Source organism: Pseudomonas sp. RU47 (assembly GCF_004011755.1).
Taxonomy (GTDB): domain Bacteria; phylum Pseudomonadota; class Gammaproteobacteria; order Pseudomonadales; family Pseudomonadaceae; genus Aquipseudomonas.
Genome location: NZ_CP022411.1, coordinates 4,580,677 through 4,599,944, shown reverse-complemented (window position 1 = coordinate 4,599,944; position 19,268 = coordinate 4,580,677). Strand labels below are relative to the sequence as shown.

The 19,268-nt window shown below is 55.7% G+C and carries 15 protein-coding genes, 2 tRNA genes and 3 rRNA genes; 10 read left to right on the top strand and 10 right to left on the bottom strand.

What is annotated here, in order from left to right:
- The first annotated feature begins 177 nt into the window (after positions 1–177).
- Together CCX46_RS20895 and CCX46_RS20890 are read left to right on the top strand one after the other, a co-directional pair.
- A complete protein-coding gene (locus CCX46_RS20895; protein WP_127929177.1) occupies positions 178–1,344 on the top strand; it encodes an aminotransferase class V-fold PLP-dependent enzyme in 1,167 nt (388 codons plus the stop codon).
- 56 nt (positions 1,345–1,400) lie between these two features.
- Positions 1,401–3,209 (top strand): aminopeptidase P family protein, encoded by a 1,809-nt coding sequence (locus CCX46_RS20890; protein ID WP_127929176.1) that lies wholly within the window; start codon positions 1,401–1,403, stop codon positions 3,207–3,209.
- Between the two features lie 43 nt (positions 3,210–3,252).
- Here the strand turns inward: CCX46_RS20890 and CCX46_RS20885 are convergent, their stop codons facing one another.
- On the bottom strand, positions 3,253–3,849 hold the full coding sequence (locus tag CCX46_RS20885; RefSeq protein ID WP_127929175.1) for a 2-hydroxychromene-2-carboxylate isomerase: 597 nt from the start codon (positions 3,847–3,849) through the stop codon (positions 3,253–3,255).
- A 35-nt stretch (positions 3,850–3,884) separates the two neighbouring features.
- Positions 3,885–4,613, bottom strand: coding sequence for an SDR family oxidoreductase (locus CCX46_RS20880; RefSeq protein WP_127929174.1), 729 nt, complete (start codon positions 4,611–4,613; stop codon positions 3,885–3,887).
- 91 nt (positions 4,614–4,704) lie between these two features.
- On the opposite strand from CCX46_RS20880, the gene CCX46_RS20875 reads away from it, so the two are divergent.
- On the top strand, positions 4,705–5,268 hold the full coding sequence (locus tag CCX46_RS20875; protein ID WP_127929173.1) for a TetR/AcrR family transcriptional regulator: 564 nt from the start codon (positions 4,705–4,707) through the stop codon (positions 5,266–5,268).
- A 1-nt stretch (position 5,269) separates the two neighbouring features.
- Here CCX46_RS20875 and CCX46_RS20870 read toward each other — a convergent pair whose 3' ends face one another.
- Both CCX46_RS20870 and rhtA read right to left on the bottom strand, forming a co-directional pair.
- On the bottom strand, positions 5,270–5,551 hold the full coding sequence (locus CCX46_RS20870; protein ID WP_007917561.1) for a hypothetical protein: 282 nt from the start codon (positions 5,549–5,551) through the stop codon (positions 5,270–5,272).
- Between the two features lie 168 nt (positions 5,552–5,719).
- Positions 5,720–6,607, bottom strand: coding sequence for a threonine/homoserine exporter RhtA (gene rhtA, locus CCX46_RS20865; protein WP_127929172.1), 888 nt, complete (start codon positions 6,605–6,607; stop codon positions 5,720–5,722).
- A gap of 611 nt (positions 6,608–7,218) precedes the next feature.
- Between rhtA and CCX46_RS20855 the strand changes: the two genes are divergently transcribed.
- The 6 genes from CCX46_RS20855 to mrdA all read left to right on the top strand — a co-directional run bounded on the left by CCX46_RS20855 (position 7,219) and on the right by mrdA (position 14,543).
- Positions 7,219–8,755, top strand: a 16S ribosomal RNA gene (locus tag CCX46_RS20855).
- 81 nt (positions 8,756–8,836) lie between these two features.
- Positions 8,837–8,913, top strand: a tRNA-Ile gene (locus CCX46_RS20850).
- A 30-nt stretch (positions 8,914–8,943) separates the two neighbouring features.
- Positions 8,944–9,019 (top strand) — tRNA-Ala (locus tag CCX46_RS20845).
- A 246-nt stretch (positions 9,020–9,265) separates the two neighbouring features.
- Positions 9,266–12,159: ribosomal RNA gene (locus tag CCX46_RS20840) — 23S ribosomal RNA — on the top strand.
- A 153-nt stretch (positions 12,160–12,312) separates the two neighbouring features.
- Positions 12,313–12,428 (top strand): 5S ribosomal RNA (rrf, locus tag CCX46_RS20835).
- The 16S, 23S and 5S rRNA genes sit together here with 2 tRNA genes alongside, the layout of an rRNA operon.
- 222 nt (positions 12,429–12,650) lie before the next feature.
- Positions 12,651–14,543, top strand: a complete 1,893-nt coding sequence (mrdA, locus tag CCX46_RS20830; protein WP_116030939.1) for a penicillin-binding protein 2 — start codon at positions 12,651–12,653, stop codon at positions 14,541–14,543.
- Between the two features lie 58 nt (positions 14,544–14,601).
- Here the strand turns inward: mrdA and CCX46_RS20825 are convergent, their stop codons facing one another.
- The 4 genes from CCX46_RS20825 to CCX46_RS20810 form a co-directional block, all read right to left on the bottom strand.
- A complete protein-coding gene (locus CCX46_RS20825; RefSeq protein WP_127929171.1) occupies positions 14,602–15,273 on the bottom strand; it encodes a hypothetical protein in 672 nt (223 codons plus the stop codon).
- Between the two features lie 84 nt (positions 15,274–15,357).
- The gene (locus tag CCX46_RS20820; RefSeq protein ID WP_003226632.1) at positions 15,358–15,564 is read right to left on the bottom strand and encodes a helix-turn-helix domain-containing protein; all 207 of its coding nucleotides are present in this window, start codon (positions 15,562–15,564) and stop codon (positions 15,358–15,360) included.
- A gap of 9 nt (positions 15,565–15,573) precedes the next feature.
- A complete protein-coding gene (locus tag CCX46_RS20815) occupies positions 15,574–16,179 on the bottom strand; it encodes a hypothetical protein (protein ID WP_127929170.1) in 606 nt (201 codons plus the stop codon).
- A 307-nt stretch (positions 16,180–16,486) separates the two neighbouring features.
- Positions 16,487–17,125: an NAD(P)H-dependent oxidoreductase gene (locus tag CCX46_RS20810; protein WP_127929169.1), complete on the bottom strand. Its 639-nt coding sequence runs from the start codon at positions 17,123–17,125 to the stop codon at positions 16,487–16,489.
- Positions 17,126–17,239: 114 nt separating this feature from the next.
- Between CCX46_RS20810 and CCX46_RS20805 the strand changes: the two genes are divergently transcribed.
- Positions 17,240–17,680: a MerR family transcriptional regulator gene (locus CCX46_RS20805; RefSeq protein WP_127929168.1), complete on the top strand. Its 441-nt coding sequence runs from the start codon at positions 17,240–17,242 to the stop codon at positions 17,678–17,680.
- Between the two features lie 72 nt (positions 17,681–17,752).
- Here CCX46_RS20805 and CCX46_RS20800 read toward each other — a convergent pair whose 3' ends face one another.
- Positions 17,753–18,157, bottom strand: a complete 405-nt coding sequence (locus CCX46_RS20800) for a lysozyme inhibitor LprI family protein (RefSeq protein WP_016983718.1) — start codon at positions 18,155–18,157, stop codon at positions 17,753–17,755.
- A gap of 56 nt (positions 18,158–18,213) precedes the next feature.
- Positions 18,214–19,134, bottom strand: a complete 921-nt coding sequence (locus CCX46_RS20795; protein ID WP_127929167.1) for an ADP-ribosylglycohydrolase family protein — start codon at positions 19,132–19,134, stop codon at positions 18,214–18,216.
- Positions 19,135–19,268 lie beyond the last annotated feature (134 nt).

Here is a 19,268-nt window from a genome sequence, read left to right as displayed (position 1 = left end):
CTGTTAAGCTCGGCTTCAGGAGCGTTCCTACGCACTTTTAAATGAAGTTGTTCTTCTTTAACGGCATCCGATCAGGTATTGATGACGCTCTCGAACCGACGCGCAGCTCACAAGGCTGCGCCGTACCGTTTGCAGACACGAGCCTCCTGATCCCGGAACACGCTCTGCGAGTCTTTTATGAACACACGTCCGTTGTATTTCGATTACGCCGCCACCACCCCGGTCGACGAGCGGGTCATCCAGGTGATGATCGAGTGTCTGGGGTTTCACGGTAATTTTGGCAACCCGGCTTCCAGCTCCCACGCGTTCGGCCAGCAGGCCCGGCAGACGGTCGAGCAAGCCCGTCGGCAGGTTGCCGAGCTGGTCGGCGCCCGAGCTGAACAGATTGTCTGGACCTCCGGTGCCACCGAGTCCAATAACCTCGCCCTCAAAGGCGTGGCGCAGGCGCGCGGGGTGTCCGGCGGCCACATCATTACCAGTCAGATCGAACACAAAGCCATCCTCGATACCGCCCGCCAGTTGCAGGACGCCGGCATCGCCGTGACCTATCTGGTGCCGGACGCCGATGGCCTGATCACGCCGCAAGCGGTCAGTGAAGCCATGCGTGATGACACTTTTCTGGTGTCGCTGATGCTGGTCAACAACGAGTTAGGCACGGTCAACGATGTTCAAGCGATCGGCGCAGTTGTGCGTAGCCGTGAGGCGTTGTTCCACGTCGATGCGGCGCAAGGTGCTGGCAAAGTGGCCATCGATCTGGCGCAATGGCCGGTGGATCTGATGTCGTTTTCGGCGCACAAACTTTACGGCCCGAAAGGCATCGGCGCGTTGTATGTCGGTCCACGGGCGCAGCAGCGTTTACAGGCGCAGATTCATGGCGGTGGTCATGAAGGTGGTTTGCGCTCCGGAACCTTGGCGACGCACCAGATTGCCGGCATGGGCGCGGCGTTTGCCTTGGCCGCCGAGAACTTCGAGGCCGAGAAAAAAACCATCGTCGCACTGCGCGAACGCTTGCTCGAACAATTGCTCAGCCTGCCGGGCGTTAGCCTGAACGGCTGCGCCACTCAGCGCATTCCGCATACCTTGAGCCTCACGTTCGGTGAGGGCGAATTCAACAGCGCGGCGTTGAGTCATTCGATCGCCTTTTCCGCGACTTCGGCGTGCAACTCCGCCAGTAACACGCCATCGCACGTGCTGTTGGCGCTGGGTCATGACGCACATCTGGCCGGTCGCACCATTCGCCTGAGCCTCGGCCGCTTCACCACCGCCGAAGATATCGACAAGGCTGTTCAACTGATCAAGACCGCCTGCGCCAGTGCTCCGGCATTCTGGGCGACAGGGCTTTAAACGAGCCGACCTCACGGCTACGAACAATAACGATGAAGTGATTAGCAGGAGACATGATGAGTACCCAGACCTCGACCGAAGGATCGGTGCCCCAGCGCCTGGCGCACACCCGCGAACTGATGCGCCGCGAAGGCATTCACGCACTGCTGGTGCCGTCCGCCGACCCGCATTTGTCGGAATATCTGCCGGGTTACTGGCAGGGTCGGCAGTGGTTGTCGGGCTTCCATGGTTCGGTCGGGACGTTGATCATCACCGCTGATTTCGCCGGCGTCTGGGCCGACAGTCGTTACTGGGAGCAGGCGACTAAAGAACTCAAGGGCAGCGGCATCGAGCTGGTCAAGTTGCAACCGGGTCAGCCGAGCCCGCTGGATTGGCTCGCCGAACAGACACCGGAAGGTGGTGTGGTCGCGGTTGACGGTGCGGTGATGGCCGTGGCCTCGGCGCGTACCCTGAGCAGCAAGCTGGAAGCACGCGGTGCGCGTCTGCGCACCGACATTGATCTGCTGCAGGAAGTCTGGAGCGATCGCCCGAGCCTGCCGAATGCACCGATTTATCAGCATCTGCCACCTCAAGCGACGGTCAGCCGTGGCGAGAAACTCGCCAAACTGCGCGAAACCTTGCAAGAGCGCGGGGCGGACTGGCATTTCATCGCCACTCTCGATGACATTGCCTGGCTGTTCAACCTGCGTGGCGGCGATGTGTCGTTCAACCCGGTGTTTGTTTCATTTGCGTTGATCGGTCAGCAGCGGGCCACGTTGTTCGTAGCGCTGAGCAAGGTCGACGCAGATTTGCGCGCGGTGCTGGAGACGGATGGTGTAACGCTGCGTGATTACACAGAAGTCGCTGATGCCCTGCGTGCCGTGCCGAGTGGCGCGAGCCTGTTGGTTGACCCGGCGCGAGTGACCAGCGGCTTGCTGGATAACCTCGACAGCGGCGTGAAGCTGGTCGAAGGCTTGAACCCGACCACGTTGGCCAAGTCGCAGAAAAGTGAAGCCGATGCTCAGCACATCCGCCAAGCGATGGAACAGGACGGCGCGGCGCTGTGCGAGTTTTTCGCCTGGCTGGAATCGGCCTGGGGCCGCGAACGCATCACCGAACTGACCATCGACGAGAAGCTCACCGCTGCCCGCGAACGTCGTCCGGATTATGTATCGCTGAGTTTCAACACCATCGCCGCGTTCAACGCCAACGGCGCCATGCCGCATTACCACGCCACCGAAGAAGAGCATGCGGTGATCGAGGGTGACGGCTTGCTGCTGATCGACTCGGGTGGACAATACCTCGGCGGCACCACGGACATCACGCGGATGGTGCCGGTCGGTACGCCGACTGAAGAGCAGAAGCGCGATTGCACGCGCGTGTTGAAGGGCGTGATTGCGCTGTCGCGTGCACAGTTCCCGAAAGGCATTCTCTCGCCGCTGCTCGATGCCATTGCCCGTGCGCCGATCTGGGCCGACAGCGTGGATTACGGTCACGGTACGGGTCACGGCGTTGGCTATTTCCTCAACGTCCATGAAGGCCCGCAAGTGATTGCCTATCAGGCAGCGCCGGCACCGCAGACGGCCATGCAGCCGGGAATGATCACCTCGATCGAACCGGGCACTTACCGTCCGGGTCGTTGGGGCGTGCGTATCGAAAACCTGGCGATGAACCGCGAGGCGGGCAGCAGCGAATTCGGTGAATTCCTCAAGTTTGAAACCTTGACGCTGTGCCCGATTGACACGCGTTGCTTGCTGCCGGCGCTGCTGTCGGAGGAAGAGAAACAGTGGTTCAACGCCTACCACGCGCAAGTGCGTGAGCGCTTGAGTCCGTTGCTTGAGGGTGCCGCGCTGGAATGGCTGAACACCCGCACTGCCGCCATCTGATCGGTTGCAATTCAGGCGCTGTTATCAGCGCCTGAATGATCGCTTAGCCTTGGCGCAAGGCTTCCTCAACAAAGTCGAGCCGATCCTGGCCGAAGAACAGTTGATTGCCGATGAACATGCTGGGTGCCCCGAACACGCCGCGTTTAACTGCGGTTTCGGTGTTGTCCTTGAGCACGGCTTTGACGGATTCGTCACTGCTTAACGCCAGTATTTCCCGTGGATCGAAACCGTGTTTGCTCAGTACGGCGGCAACCGTTTCGGGTTCGTCGAGGCTGCGTCCGTCAACCCACAGTGCTGTGAACAGGCAATTGATAAACGCCTGAAAGCGTTCTGGCTGACGCAACTGGATGCCGGTAACCGCACGCATCAACATCAGTGTGTTGATCGGGAAGTGCGGATTGAATGTCAGCGGCACCCCGTAGCGTTTCGCGTAGCGGTCCAGATCCTCGAACATATACCGACCCTTCGCCGGAATCATCGCCGGCGATGCGTTGCCGGTTGCCTTGAAGACGCCACCGAGCAGCATCGGGATGTAGATCAGTGCACTGTTCGTTTCGGCGCAAATCTTCGGTAACTGGGTGTAGGCCAGATAGGTGGCAGGGCTGCCGAGGTCGAAATAGAACTCCACGGTTTTAGTCATTTTCGCGTCTCTGTCGTTATTGTTATGGCGGGGGGTTACCAGCGTTCGTTCCAGGGGCGCAGATCCAGTTCGAACGTCCAGGCATCCCGTGGCTGACTGTGCAGATACCAGTAGTTCTCGGCGATGTGCTCGGGATTGAGGATGCCATCCTGATCTTTCGTGGCGTACTTCTCGGGGAAACTGTTGCGAATGAAATCGGTGTCGATCGCACCATCGACCACCACATGGGCGACGTGGATGTTCATCGGCCCCAGTTCCCGCGCCATGCTTTGCGCCAGCGCGCGGATACCGTGTTTGGCACCAGCGAAAGCGGCGAACCCGGATGCGCCACGAAGTCCTGCGGTGGCACCGGTGAAAAGAATCGTGCCGCGATTGCGCGTGACCATGCGTTTGGCCACTTCACGGGCATTGAGAAAGCCTGAGAAGCAGGCCATTTCCCAGATCTTGAAATATTTGCGAGCGGTTTCTTCAAGAATGCTGCACGGCACGTTGGCGCCAATGTTGAAGACAAAGGCTTCGACCGGGCCGAGGCGGGTTTCGATGTCTTCAATCAAGGCGATGACGTCTTCTTCCTTGCGCGCATCGCAGGCAAAGCCATGGGCTTCGCCGCCTTCAGCCTTGATTGCATCCACCAGTGGCTGCAATTTGTCGGCGCTGCGGCGGGTGACGCAGGCGACGAATCCTTCTTTGGCAAAACGCTTGGCAATCGCTCCGCCCGTGGCATCGCCGGCGCCTACAACCAATACGACCTTCTTGTTGTTCATGGGTGAATCCCTTTATTAAACGATCGTTAAGTGAACGAACGTTATGCTAGGATCCGGGCAACGTCAAGGCAGTCGATTCGAGGGCAAACACATGCGTTACTCCGCCAGTCACAAGCTGGAAACCCGGGAAAAACTCTTGCAGAGCAGTGCGTTGTCAGCAAAGCGATCGGGTTTTTCCACGGTGGGCGTCGATGGTTTGATGAAGGCTATCGGGTTGAGTGGGGCGGCGTTCTACAGCCACTTCTCGTCCAAAGATGCGTTGTTCACTGCTATCGTCGAGCGAGAGTTGGGTCAAAGCCTTGAGCGGTTGGGGGGAGAGGGGGCGCAGGATCGTGATCGACTGGAGCGTTGTCTCAAACACTATCTGAGCATGGCCCACGTAGAACAACCTGAGGCCGGTTGTGCGTTACCAGCGCTGGGGGCAGAAATTGCCCGATCGGATGTGCAGGTGCGCGAACAGGCCGAGCTGTGGATTTGTCGCCTCCAGGAGCGTTGGGCACAGATACTGGAGAGCGAGACCCTGGCCTGGTCGGTGCTGTCACAATGCGTCGGAGCATTGGTGGTGGCGCGCATGTTGGCCACGCCGGACGTTCAGCAAGCGGTGCTGAAGTCCAGCCATGAAGAGATTGGCCGGCAGATTTCCGGGCAGCGCTGATCTATTTACAGATGACAATCATGCTGCGACTGGTGTAACCCGCAGGATTGAGACCGAACGGGTAATCGCCGGGTTCTTCCACGGCGTCACCGGACTTGGCGATGACCTTGTAGCCTTTCGGCAAGCAGGCATTGGCGGCACTGGCGTAGCACTTGTCCCAGGAGGACGATAGCCCTGAACAGTTGATGTGCAGCCCTTTTTTCCCGCGTTTTACCTGAGTTTCCGAAGTCGCCGCACAACCCGCAACAGCCAGTATGGCGATCAGTATCAAAATTCGTTTCATTACCGTCCTTATAGCGGCCACGAGTCTAACGCTCGGGTTTGCCTGTGTTCGCGTGCGCTCTAAGCTTTTTGAAATCCCTGTCCGAAAAAATCCATGTCTGGCATTGGGTTACGGGTCTAAACATGGCCTAAATGTGCGCCAATTGCCAGACCTTCGTCAAAACCTCTTTCAATCAGCCGCGATTGCGGGTTTCGCAGCACTGCCCATCGTCATGGTTGCGCCGACGGACGCCAGAATAATGCACAGGATCGCCATCCATTGTGACAGCGTGAGGAATTCATGCAGAAACAACAGTCCTGATAACGCGCCGAAGGCCGGTTCGATACTCATCAATGTGCCAAAGGTGCGTGCCGGCATCCGGGTCAGGGCGACCATCTCCAGCGTGTAAGGCAGGGCGGTGGACAGAATGGCGACACCAATGGCAATCGGGATCAACGAGGGGGTCAAAAGGGCTGCACCAGCATGCACGATGCCGATAGGAGCGACGAACAACGCCGCGATCATCACCCCCAACGCTGCAGTCGTGATTCCGTTATCGGCGCCGGCCTTCTGGCCGAACAGAATATATAGCGCCCAGCAAGCACCCGCTCCCAGCGCATACCCGGCGCCCACCAGGTCGATTCCAGCACTGGTCGCGCCTGTTGGAATCAGCAACATCAAGCCGACAGCGGCCAAGGCGATCCAGAGAAAATCGATGGCACGGCGGGAGGCATAGATGGCGACGGCCAGTGGCCCGGTAAATTCGAGTGCGACGGCAATACCCAGCGGAACCGTGCGCAATGACATATAGAAGAGGAAGTTCATTCCGCCCAATGCCATCCCGTAGACGATGACCGTGCGCAGCGATTTGGCCGTGAGCGTGGCTCGCCAGGGACGCAGGATTAACAGCATGATCACGCTGGCAAAGATCAGGCGCAGTGTGGTGGTTCCCTGAGCGCCGACGATGGGAAACATGCTTTTGGCCAGTGAGGCACCGGACTGGATCGACGCCATGGCTATTAATAGCAGGCCAACCGGGAACAACATTGAGGCAAGAGAGCGTGGCTGGTCATTCATTGCGTGGCATCGTCCGAGGTAAGAACAAGGTTTTGTTTTGTTATTGGGCAATATACTGCGCATTCGTTGCGGTTACGTCTATATAGAGAAGGCTTTTTCCCAGCATCGATAGAAAACTGAAATTAACGGTTGACGGCAGATTTGAGATGTCTATAATTCGCCCCACTTCCGGCGCAGTCGAAACGGAAAACTCCTTGAGATTCAATGAGTTATGTAGGTTTCGGCAGCAGGTTGCTTCAGTTCATCGAAGCCAGAAAGGAAGTTGAAAAAGAGGTGTTGACAGCAGCGTGTAACGCTGTAGAATTCGCCTCCCGCTGACGAGAGATCGGAAGCGCAAGTGGTTGAAGTTGTTGAAGAATTCTTCGAAAGCTTCTGAAAATAATCACTTGACAGCAAATGAGGCTGCTGTAGAATGCGCGCCTCGGTTGAGACGAAAGATCTTAACCAACCGCTCTTTAACAACTGAATCAAGCAATTCGTGTGGGTGCTTGTGGAGTCAGACTGATAGTCAACAAGATTATCAGCATCACAAGTTACTCCGCGAGAAATCAAAGATGTAACCAACGATTGCTGAGCCAAGTTTAGGGTTTCTTAAAAACCCAAAGATGTTTGAACTGAAGAGTTTGATCATGGCTCAGATTGAACGCTGGCGGCAGGCCTAACACATGCAAGTCGAGCGGATGAGAGGAGCTTGCTCCTGGATTCAGCGGCGGACGGGTGAGTAATGCCTAGGAATCTGCCTGGTAGTGGGGGACAACGTTTCGAAAGGAACGCTAATACCGCATACGTCCTACGGGAGAAAGCAGGGGACCTTCGGGCCTTGCGCTATCAGATGAGCCTAGGTCGGATTAGCTAGTTGGTGAGGTAATGGCTCACCAAGGCGACGATCCGTAACTGGTCTGAGAGGATGATCAGTCACACTGGAACTGAGACACGGTCCAGACTCCTACGGGAGGCAGCAGTGGGGAATATTGGACAATGGGCGAAAGCCTGATCCAGCCATGCCGCGTGTGTGAAGAAGGTCTTCGGATTGTAAAGCACTTTAAGTTGGGAGGAAGGGCAGTAACTTAATACGTTGCTGTTTTGACGTTACCGACAGAATAAGCACCGGCTAACTCTGTGCCAGCAGCCGCGGTAATACAGAGGGTGCAAGCGTTAATCGGAATTACTGGGCGTAAAGCGCGCGTAGGTGGTTCGTTAAGTTGGATGTGAAATCCCCGGGCTCAACCTGGGAACTGCATTCAAAACTGTCGAGCTAGAGTATGGTAGAGGGTGGTGGAATTTCCTGTGTAGCGGTGAAATGCGTAGATATAGGAAGGAACACCAGTGGCGAAGGCGACCACCTGGACTGATACTGACACTGAGGTGCGAAAGCGTGGGGAGCAAACAGGATTAGATACCCTGGTAGTCCACGCCGTAAACGATGTCAACTAGCCGTTGGGAGCCTTGAGCTCTTAGTGGCGCAGCTAACGCATTAAGTTGACCGCCTGGGGAGTACGGCCGCAAGGTTAAAACTCAAATGAATTGACGGGGGCCCGCACAAGCGGTGGAGCATGTGGTTTAATTCGAAGCAACGCGAAGAACCTTACCAGGCCTTGACATCCAATGAACTTTCCAGAGATGGATTGGTGCCTTCGGGAACATTGAGACAGGTGCTGCATGGCTGTCGTCAGCTCGTGTCGTGAGATGTTGGGTTAAGTCCCGTAACGAGCGCAACCCTTGTCCTTAGTTACCAGCACGTAATGGTGGGCACTCTAAGGAGACTGCCGGTGACAAACCGGAGGAAGGTGGGGATGACGTCAAGTCATCATGGCCCTTACGGCCTGGGCTACACACGTGCTACAATGGTCGGTACAAAGGGTTGCCAAGCCGCGAGGTGGAGCTAATCCCATAAAACCGATCGTAGTCCGGATCGCAGTCTGCAACTCGACTGCGTGAAGTCGGAATCGCTAGTAATCGTGAATCAGAATGTCACGGTGAATACGTTCCCGGGCCTTGTACACACCGCCCGTCACACCATGGGAGTGGGTTGCACCAGAAGTAGCTAGTCTAACCTTCGGGAGGACGGTTACCACGGTGTGATTCATGACTGGGGTGAAGTCGTAACAAGGTAGCCGTAGGGGAACCTGCGGCTGGATCACCTCCTTAATCGACGACATCAGCTGCTCCATAAGTTCCCACACGAATTGCTTGATTCATTGAAGAAGACGAAAGAAGCAGCCCGAAATTGGGTCTGTAGCTCAGTTGGTTAGAGCGCACCCCTGATAAGGGTGAGGTCGGCAGTTCGAATCTGCCCAGACCCACCAATTTTGTGTGGGAAACGCCTGTAGAAATACGGGGCCATAGCTCAGCTGGGAGAGCGCCTGCCTTGCACGCAGGAGGTCAGCGGTTCGATCCCGCTTGGCTCCACCACTACTGCTTCTCTTGTATAAAGCTTAGAAATGAGCATTCCATCGTGGTGATGGTGAATGTTGATTTCTAGTCTTTGACTAGTTCGTTCTTTAAAAATTTGGGTATGTGATAGAAAGATAGACTGAACGTTACTTTCACTGGTAACGGATCAGGCTAAGGTAAAATTTGTGAGTTCTCTTAATTGAGAAGTTCGAATTTTCGGCGAATGTCGTCTTCACAGTATAACCAGATTGCTTGGGGTTATATGGTCAAGTGAAGAAGCGCATACGGTGGATGCCTTGGCAGTCAGAGGCGATGAAAGACGTGGTAGCCTGCGAAAAGCTTCGGGGAGTCGGCAAACAGACTTTGATCCGGAGATGTCTGAATGGGGGAACCCAGCCATCATAAGATGGTTATCTTGTACTGAATACATAGGTGCAAGAGGCGAACCAGGGGAACTGAAACATCTAAGTACCCTGAGGAAAAGAAATCAACCGAGATTCCCTTAGTAGTGGCGAGCGAACGGGGACTAGCCCTTAAGTGGCTTTGAGATTAGCGGAACGCTCTGGAAAGTGCGGCCATAGTGGGTGATAGCCCTGTACGCGAAAATCTCTTGGTCATGAAATCGAGTAGGACGGAGCACGAGAAACTTTGTCTGAATATGGGGGGACCATCCTCCAAGGCTAAATACTACTGACTGACCGATAGTGAACTAGTACCGTGAGGGAAAGGCGAAAAGAACCCCGGAGAGGGGAGTGAAATAGATCCTGAAACCGTATGCGTACAAGCAGTGGGAGCAGACTTTGTTCTGTGACTGCGTACCTTTTGTATAATGGGTCAGCGACTTATTTTCAGTGGCGAGCTTAACCGAATAGGGGAGGCGTAGCGAAAGCGAGTCTTAATAGGGCGTCTAGTCGCTGGGAATAGACCCGAAACCGGGCGATCTATCCATGGGCAGGTTGAAGGTTGGGTAACACTAACTGGAGGACCGAACCGACTACCGTTGAAAAGTTAGCGGATGACCTGTGGATCGGAGTGAAAGGCTAATCAAGCTCGGAGATAGCTGGTTCTCCTCGAAAGCTATTTAGGTAGCGCCTCATGTATCACTGTAGGGGGTAGAGCACTGTTTCGGCTAGGGGGTCATCCCGACTTACCAAACCGATGCAAACTCCGAATACCTACAAGTGCCGAGCATGGGAGACACACGGCGGGTGCTAACGTCCGTCGTGAAAAGGGAAACAACCCAGACCGTCAGCTAAGGTCCCAAAGTTATGGTTAAGTGGGAAACGATGTGGGAAGGCTTAGACAGCTAGGAGGTTGGCTTAGAAGCAGCCACCCTTTAAAGAAAGCGTAATAGCTCACTAGTCGAGTCGGCCTGCGCGGAAGATGTAACGGGGCTCAAACCATACACCGAAGCTACGGGTATCACCTTCGGGTGATGCGGTAGAGGAGCGTTCTGTAAGCCTGTGAAGGTGAGTTGAGAAGCTTGCTGGAGGTATCAGAAGTGCGAATGCTGACATGAGTAACGACAATGGGTGTGAAAAACACCCACGCCGAAAGACCAAGGTTTCCTGCGCAACGTTAATCGACGCAGGGTTAGTCGGTCCCTAAGGCGAGGCTGAAAAGCGTAGTCGATGGAAAACAGGTTAATATTCCTGTACTTCTGGTTATTGCGATGGAGGGACGGAGAAGGCTAGGCCAGCTTGGCGTTGGTTGTCCAAGTTTAAGGTGGTAGGCTGAGATCTTAGGTAAATCCGGGATCTTAAGGCCGAGAGCTGATGACGAGTGTTCTTTTAGAACACGAAGTGGTTGATGCCATGCTTCCAAGAAAAGCTTCTAAGCTTCAGGTAACCAGGAACCGTACCCCAAACCGACACAGGTGGTTGGGTAGAGAATACCAAGGCGCTTGAGAGAACTCGGGTGAAGGAACTAGGCAAAATGGCACCGTAACTTCGGGAGAAGGTGCGCCGGTGAGGGTGAAGGACTTGCTCCGTAAGCTCATGCCGGTCGAAGATACCAGGCCGCTGCGACTGTTTATTAAAAACACAGCACTCTGCAAACACGAAAGTGGACGTATAGGGTGTGACGCCTGCCCGGTGCCGGAAGGTTAATTGATGGGGTTAGCTAACGCGAAGCTCTTGATCGAAGCCCCGGTAAACGGCGGCCGTAACTATAACGGTCCTAAGGTAGCGAAATTCCTTGTCGGGTAAGTTCCGACCTGCACGAATGGCGTAACGATGGCGGCGCTGTCTCCACCCGAGACTCAGTGAAATTGAAATCGCTGTGAAGATGCAGTGTATCCGCGGCTAGACGGAAAGACCCCGTGAACCTTTACTATAGCTTTGCACTGGACTTTGAATTTGCTTGTGTAGGATAGGTGGGAGGCTTTGAAGCGTGGACGCCAGTTCGCGTGGAGCCATCCTTGAAATACCACCCTGGCAACTTTGAGGTTCTAACTCAGGTCCGTTATCCGGATCGAGGACAGTGTATGGTGGGTAGTTTGACTGGGGCGGTCTCCTCCTAAAGAGTAACGGAGGAGTACGAAGGTGCGCTCAGACCGGTCGGAAATCGGTCGTAGAGTATAAAGGCAAAAGCGCGCTTGACTGCGAGACAGACACGTCGAGCAGGTACGAAAGTAGGTCTTAGTGATCCGGTGGTTCTGTATGGAAGGGCCATCGCTCAACGGATAAAAGGTACTCCGGGGATAACAGGCTGATACCGCCCAAGAGTTCATATCGACGGCGGTGTTTGGCACCTCGATGTCGGCTCATCACATCCTGGGGCTGAAGCCGGTCCCAAGGGTATGGCTGTTCGCCATTTAAAGTGGTACGCGAGCTGGGTTTAGAACGTCGTGAGACAGTTCGGTCCCTATCTGCCGTGGACGTTTGAGATTTGAGAGGGGCTGCTCCTAGTACGAGAGGACCGGAGTGGACGAACCTCTGGTGTTCCGGTTGTCACGCCAGTGGCATTGCCGGGTAGCTATGTTCGGGAAAGATAACCGCTGAAAGCATCTAAGCGGGAAACTTGCCTCAAGATGAGATCTCACTGGAACCTTGAGTTCCCTGAAGGGCCGTCGAAGACTACGACGTTGATAGGTTGGGTGTGTAAGCGCTGTGAGGCGTTGAGCTAACCAATACTAATTGCCCGTGAGGCTTGACCATATAACACCCAAGCAATTTGCGTCGAAAGGCCAGATTGCGGTGTGTGAAGACGAAACGAACCGAAAGTTCGAATCTCACAAAAAACACCGAAAGCTGTCACATACCCAATTTGCTGAAGCGAGGCCACAAGGCCACGACTCAGTACCCGAATTTCTTGACGACCATAGAGCGTTGGAACCACCTGATCCCATCCCGAACTCAGCAGTGAAACGATGCATCGCCGATGGTAGTGTGGGGTTTCCCCATGTGAGAGTAGGTCATCGTCAAGATTAAATTCCGAAACCCCAATTGCGAAAGCAGTTGGGGTTTTGTTTTGCCCGCAGGAAAGTGTTCGCGGGACAACGCTGTCCCAACCGTCGCAAGAAATCGCCATTGGGGAAATTCCTTCTGAAGTGACCGGGCAGTTTTTGGTATGGTGCAGCTCGTTTTTTAACGGACTGATGTCATGCCCACGGATCGGCACTCATTTATGTCAAAGAGTTGCTGTAGAAATGCCTGAACCCATCCCGATCAAGGATCACGAAAAAGAGACGCGTCTGGTCAACAAACGGTTGATCGCCTGCGCCATGTTCGTCTTCGCCGTCAGCTGCGCCCTGGTCGTGCGCCTGTACATCCTGCAAGTGGTGGAGTTCGACTACCACTCGACCATCTCCGAAAACAACCGCGTCCACGTCTTGCCGATCCCGCCGACACGCGGCTTGATCTACGACCGCAATGGCGTGCTGCTCGCCGATAACCGCCCCAGTTTCAACCTGACCATCACCCGCGAACGCGCCACCGACGTCAATCAAGAACTGGACGAAGTCATCAACCTTCTGCACCTGCCAGCAGAAGATCGCACCGTCTTCGACAAGGCCATGAAGCAGTCCCGCCACCCATTCACGCCGGTGACGCTGTTCTATGAACTGACGGAAGAGCAAATCGCCGTACTGGCCGTCAACGAGTTCCGTCTCCCGGGCCTCGATGTCGAGCCGCAGTTCGTCCGCCATTACCCACTCGGCGCACATTTCGCCCACTCGATCGGCTACGTCGGCCGGATCAACGAGAAAGAATCCAAGAGCCTCGACTCGGTCGAGTACCGTGGTACCCAATCCATCGGTAAAACCGGTATCGAGCGTTTCTACGAAGCGCAGTTACACGGCCACGTCGGTTACGAAGAAGTGGAAACCAACGCTCAAGGTCGCGTACTCCGTGTTTTGAAACACACCGACCCGGTCCCCGGCCAGAACATCGTCCTGAGCCTCGACATCAAGCTGCAAGAGGCGGCCGAAGCCGCTCTGGGTGATCGTCGTGGTTCAGTGGTCGCGCTCGATCCTTCGACCGGTGAAGTGTTGGCCATGGTCAGCAATCCGAGTTTTGATCCGAATCTGTTCGTCACTGGCATCAGTTCCAAAGAATATTCGGCACTGCGAGACTCGATCGACCGTCCGCTGTTCAACCGCGTACTGCGCGGGCTCTACGCGCCAGGTTCGACGATCAAGCCAGAAGTGGCAATTGCCGGCCTCGACGCCGGTGTCGTGACGCCGCAGACCCGCGTTTTCGACCCCGGTTATTACCAACTCCCGGACTTCGATCACAAGTACCGCAACTGGAACCACAGCGGTGACGGCTGGGTGGACATGGACGCGGCGATCATGCGTTCCAACGACACCTACTTCTACGATCTGGCCCACAAGCTCGGTATCGATCGCCTGCACGATTACATGGCCATGTTCGGCCTCGGCGAGAAAGTCTCGCTGGACATGTTTGAAGAGTCGCCCGGTCTGATGCCATCGCAAGCGTGGAAGCGCGCAACGCGCCGCCAGGCCTGGTTCCCGGGCGAAACGGTCATCCTCGGCATTGGTCAGGGCTATATGCAGGTCACGCCGTTGCAACTGGCTCAAGCCACGGCGTTGATCGCCAACAAAGGCGTATGGAATCGTCCGCACCTGGCCAAGACCGTCGACGGTGTCGCTCCGGTTGACGAGCATCCGATGCCGAACATTCTGCTCAAGGATCCGCGTGACTGGGAGCAGGTCAACCACGGCATGCAGATGGTGATGCACGATGCCCGAGGCATCGCCCGCGCGGCAGCGGCCGGTGCGCAATATCGCATCGCTGGCAAGAGTGGTACGGCGCAAGTGGTGGCGATCAAGCAGGGCGAACGCTACAACCGTGAGAAAACCCTCGAACGGCACCGCGATAACGCCTTGTTTGTCGGTTTCGCCCCGGCCGAGCATCCGAAAATCGCGATTTCGGTGATGATCGAAAACGGTGAGGCCGGTGGTCGTGTCGCCGGTCCCGTGGTGCGGCAGATCATGGACGCCTGGCTGCTTGATCAGGACGGCCATCTCAAGCCGCAATATGCGGCGCCGACCAAGGCGCCGGGTGACCCGCACGTTTAACGGTTCGCAGCCTCGGCTCATGCTGCTTGAGCCGAGGCTGTGAGTTGTCCTGCAAAGCCTATTTGCAGCTGTAACCCTCGGGCATCGTGACGCTGTAGTTACGCTGTACGCGCTCCTCAAAGCTCAGGTTCTGCAAACCTTGCTCCACCAGAAACGCTTCGACCTTGGCGGACTGGCAGTCATCGTTATAGGACGAGGCCCGAAGCAGGTAGACCGTGCGTTTGCTGGCTTCATCCCGGGCCGTGGCATTGAATGTACTGAGCGTGGTGTAACCGGTTCGCTCCGAGGTACCTATCGGGCCGTAGGTCGTGTTGGGTGTACTGGTGCAGGTCAGTCGGTCGTCCTTTTTCTTGCTGTTCTTGCACACGGTAGAGGTGCTGGTCGGCACGTGCCCATACTCGGTGGCGGTATAACGATAAGTCACCTGTCGACTGCCAATATCGAGGCTGACCGTCATGTTTATCGGCGCATGGTTCTTTGGCAGGCTGGCGTCGGTGTAGACCTCCCGGTAGCCCCGGTCTTTCAGCGCGTTAACCATGTCGCGAAGATAGTAGCGGGCATTCAGAGAGTTTTCGTCGCTGCCGCCTGCTGATGTCACAAGCACAGTTGCCTTTCGATCAAATTGATAGTCCGGATCAGGTGTCGCATTTAACGCTACGTCCAATTGTGTCGCGCAGCCGCTGATCAACGCTGTCAGCAACAACAGCGCGCAAAGTAAAAACCGGGTCATGACAAAGTCGCCTTACAACCAAGGATTGAATAAAAGGTAAACGGTGGGGACTGGCGGTAATTAACTCGCGTTTATGCGCAAGGCTCAGTCTTTCTGGTATTCCAGCAGATCGCCAGGCTGGCAATCGAGTGCGGCGCAGAGTTTGTCCAGGGTGGCCATCTTCACGCCCTTGACCTTGCCATTTTTCAGTAACGACAGGTTGGCCTCGGTAATGCCCAGCAGCGCAGCTAACTCTTTCGAGCGAATTTTTTGCGTGGCCATGACAACGTCAAGGCGGACGATAATGGTCATTGTCTTGTTCTATATGTATTGACTTTGCTCATCGCTGAGTACTTTTGCGTCACGCATGATAATTGAAAACAAACAGAGCAAAACCCCTTTGATGATCTCGTAGGCCGACGAGGAAGACAGGCCAATCGAGAACTGAAAAATGCGCTCCCCAGGGGGCAGATCGATAGACAGCGTCAAACCTTGCAAGGTCTCTACCAGCGGGTAGGTTGCAGGAGAAATGATGCACAGAATCCCCACTCGCCAAAGAACCCTGATATTGCGCTCGGTCCAGGTTTCACCGCGGGACAAGCGCAGGAAAAACAGGCCTGTCAGCCAGAGCACGTAAGTCGAGAGCAGAACGGGCAGGAAATCCAAAGCGATGAGCAGCGCGGTGACCAGTGGTGAGAGCCATGTGTCGGGCGCAAGTAGTGCGCCTTCGACAAACGGGTCAAGCAATTGCGGTGAGTTTTCAGCAAAGGCGTAAAGCAGAGCCGCGAGCATTTCATCCGTTTTGAAGAACCAGATCGATGCGTTGCCACCGACCTCGGTCACCCCTAAAACCCAGACAAGAATCGCTGCCAGTAATCCGACCCAATGCATGCGCTGCAGTGCCAATCCGTTGTTACGAGTACTCATGAAAAATCCTTGCGGTGCCATTGGGAATGACTAATTCTCGATGTTAAATTATCGAATGGCAATAATAAATTGTTCTTGTTTTGTTAAGAGCACAGGTGGAATCGAGTGCGGGGGCCACAGAGTGAACCTCTGTTTCATCGATCTGGGGGGATTTCAATGTCGATTTGCTCTCGAATTCAAAACAAGTCGAGCGCAGAGGAGGGACGCGATCCACTCGGTGGCCGCTGGTATCGATGAGGGGTTCAGGGATTGATTAGAGCGGGCACACACGCTACAGGCATGCTTCAGTCACCCGCTCTTACCGGGGTTACTTGATCTCGGTAACGAAGTTTTCCCGCGAGCGGCGCACCTTTTTCAGGTTGACCAACCAGTCTCCCTCAGTGGCTCTATGCCCCAACGGCAGAATCACCACACTGCGCAAGTTGCGAGCCGAGAGCCCGAGGATCTCATCGATGGCTGCCGGGTCGAAACCTTCCATCGGTGTGGCATCGACTTCTTCAAACGCTGCGGCGATCAAAGCCGAGCCCAAACCGATGTAAGCCTGTCGCGCAGCCGCCTGATAATTGGCTTCCTTGCCACGTCCAGCGACAATACCCAAGAGCATCTGACGGTAATTTTCCCATCCTTCGTTAACCGTCCCGCGTACTTCATTGGTCAGGTCAAACATCATGTTGACTCGCTCCGCAGTGATGTCGTCCCACGCGGCGAACACCAGCAAATGAGAGCAGTCGGTAACCTGCTGCTGATTCCAGCTGACGGCTTTGATCTTTTCGCGAATCTCTGCGTTAGTCACTACGAGCAATTCAAAGGGCTGCAGTCCACTTGATGTCGGCGTTAACCGCACCGCTTCCAGAATGCGCTCGATTTTTTCATCGGACACCGTCCGGGAAGGGTCGTACTTTTTCGTTGCGTAGCGCCATTTCAGCAGGTCTGTCAGTGTGCTCATCATCAAATTCCGTAAAGGTGAAAGATGTTCAGGTGGGTCAATAACGACTGGCTGTCGTGCTGAGCCTGGGCTTATGCTAACGATTAAAGCCAACTTGAAGGTCAAGCAGTTTTTATGAAGATTGGAGAAGTTTCCAAGCGCACCGGTGTTGCCGCTTCGGCCATTCGCTATTACCAGGAACAAGGGTTACTGGAGCCTTCTACCCGTGACGCCAATGGATATCGCCACTACGCCGAGGCAGCTGTTGCACGATTGATACTGGTGCGCGACGCGCAACGGCTTGGTTTTTCTCTCGAGACCATTCGCGGTCTGTTCTTGCAGGATGGCAGTTGTTCGAAATCGCTGACCATCGAGCAAATCGATATCCGTATGGATGAGATACGCCAGATCGAGGCCAACCTGGCGATGCAACGTGAGGGATTGTTGCGGCTACGGCATGTGCTTGAGGAAAGTTTGCGCAGTGGTGCTCCTGTCGTGTGCGCGAGTGTGCACAGGGCCGAGTCGTATCGGCCTGAGCAGAACATGATCACGCGCAACGCATTGCACGGGCGTTGACCCACATTTGAAATGCGTTCCAATGTGGGAGCGAGCCTGCTCGCGAAAGATCCCTCAAAACCGCGGCAAAAATCAGGCCCCGGGCACCGGGCAGCTCATGTCACCTTCTTCACACTTCAAATACTGTTTCAGCGCCTCAACCCGGACCTTGGTCACGCCGGTCAGGCAACTGCTGTAAACCCACGGATAAACGCTCCCGCCCGTTACCCCGGACGATGAAAACTTGCACTCGGCATCCCGAAACCCCAGCCACGCCCGTTGCGCACTGACCAACAGCTTCTTGCCATCCGGGTTGTCCTTCAAACGTCCGGTGATCTGCTGATAAACCGCGTTCAACTCCTTGTCCGCCGCTTTGAAGTCCTGCCCGGCACACTGATTCATTGTCGCCTGGTCGCTGGCATTGGCGCAGTCGACGGCAGCGTGGGCGAGGGGAGTGAACAGGAAGGGTGTCAGGGCCAGAAGCAGGCGTGGGGACATAGTCAAATCTCGCTGTATCAAAGTAAGTGCCGAGCAGTGTAGCGGCTGCGTCGCGCTTATTCAGGCGCGCGCATTCGGGAAGCCGCGAGCAAACGGTCGGCGGTCGCCGCAATCTCTTCAACGTCGTGCAGCTTTTCCAGCCAGTGTTCAGGAATCCCCCGCACGCCGTAATAGGCGCCGGCCAATTGGCCGGTGATCGCGGCGGTGGTATCGGCGTCATCGCCCAGGTTGGCCGCGCGCAAAATGGCCGCTTCGAAGCTGTCCGTGTGGTGAAAGCACCACAACGCCGCTTCCAGCGACTGCACGCTGTAGCCACTACCTTTGATGTCTGCCTCGGACAGACCGAGGAAATCGCCACGCCCAATGGAAGCAACCTTGGGTTGCGAGAAGCTGGCACGTGGCAGCTGACGCAGTTCTGCTTTGCTCGCGCCTTCAAGCGCGCAGGCGATCAACCCGGCCAGCAATTGGCAGCATTCGATGGCTTCAGGTGCTGCGTGGGTGGTTCGCGAACTGTCGGCGGCGAAGCTCTGGATTTTCCGGGCGTCGGGAAAGTAGAACAGCACCACCGGCACCAGACGCATCAGCGAGCCGTTACCGGCGCTGTACGGGTCGGTCGAGCCGGCGAAGGGATCAGCGGTTTGTTGATATTGCGCCAGCGCCTGACTGACGGTCATGCCGATATCGAAACACTCACCGGTCGAGCTGAGATAGCCCCATTGCCACCAGTTGAGGTAGCGGCCCATCTGATCAGCGGCATTGAATCCATTTTTGTTCAGCAAGCTTTCCGCCAGACACAGCGCCATTGAGGTGTCATCGGTCCACTGCCCTGGCTTGAGGTGGAACGGGCCACCGCCGACCATATCGGTCAACGGTTGGAATGATCCCCGTGGTTTGAACTCAACCGTAGTACCGACAGCGTCGCCGCATGCCAGACCAAGCAGGGCACCGCGGTAACGTTCGGCGAGGGATGGCGGCATGATTCGTCCTTGTTGATTCAAATTCGCTGGAAAAGGTAACAGTTTCGTTGGGCGAAGGGGGGCTGGATCCATCACTGCACCGGTCAGAAAACTGCAGCTTGATGTTTCCTTGCTGATGAATGACTGCACCGCTC

Excerpts from the sequence above, each read along its gene's own strand:
- CCX46_RS20820 (WP_003226632.1), bottom strand. The coding sequence starts at position 15,564 with ATGACCATTATCGTCCGCCTTGACGTTGTCATGGCCACGCAAAAAATT.
- CCX46_RS20880 (WP_127929174.1), bottom strand. The coding sequence starts at position 4,613 with ATGAACAACAAGAAGGTCGTATTGGTTGTAGGCGCCGGCGATGCCACG.
- CCX46_RS20810 (WP_127929169.1), bottom strand. The coding sequence starts at position 17,125 with ATGAGCACACTGACAGACCTGCTGAAATGGCGCTACGCAACGAAAAAG.
- CCX46_RS20805 (WP_127929168.1), top strand. The coding sequence starts at position 17,240 with ATGAAGATTGGAGAAGTTTCCAAGCGCACCGGTGTTGCCGCTTCGGCC.
- CCX46_RS20870 (WP_007917561.1), bottom strand. The coding sequence starts at position 5,551 with ATGAAACGAATTTTGATACTGATCGCCATACTGGCTGTTGCGGGTTGT.
- CCX46_RS20800 (WP_016983718.1), bottom strand. The coding sequence starts at position 18,157 with ATGTCCCCACGCCTGCTTCTGGCCCTGACACCCTTCCTGTTCACTCCC.
- CCX46_RS20795 (WP_127929167.1), bottom strand. The coding sequence starts at position 19,134 with ATGCCGCCATCCCTCGCCGAACGTTACCGCGGTGCCCTGCTTGGTCTG.
- mrdA (WP_116030939.1), top strand. The coding sequence starts at position 12,651 with ATGCCTGAACCCATCCCGATCAAGGATCACGAAAAAGAGACGCGTCTG.
- CCX46_RS20815 (WP_127929170.1), bottom strand. The coding sequence starts at position 16,179 with ATGAGTACTCGTAACAACGGATTGGCACTGCAGCGCATGCATTGGGTC.
- CCX46_RS20825 (WP_127929171.1), bottom strand. The coding sequence starts at position 15,273 with ATGACCCGGTTTTTACTTTGCGCGCTGTTGTTGCTGACAGCGTTGATC.
- rhtA (WP_127929172.1), bottom strand. The coding sequence starts at position 6,607 with ATGAATGACCAGCCACGCTCTCTTGCCTCAATGTTGTTCCCGGTTGGC.
- CCX46_RS20875 (WP_127929173.1), top strand. The coding sequence starts at position 4,705 with ATGCGTTACTCCGCCAGTCACAAGCTGGAAACCCGGGAAAAACTCTTG.
- CCX46_RS20895 (WP_127929177.1), top strand. The coding sequence starts at position 178 with ATGAACACACGTCCGTTGTATTTCGATTACGCCGCCACCACCCCGGTC.
- CCX46_RS20885 (WP_127929175.1), bottom strand. The coding sequence starts at position 3,849 with ATGACTAAAACCGTGGAGTTCTATTTCGACCTCGGCAGCCCTGCCACC.
- CCX46_RS20890 (WP_127929176.1), top strand. The coding sequence starts at position 1,401 with ATGAGTACCCAGACCTCGACCGAAGGATCGGTGCCCCAGCGCCTGGCG.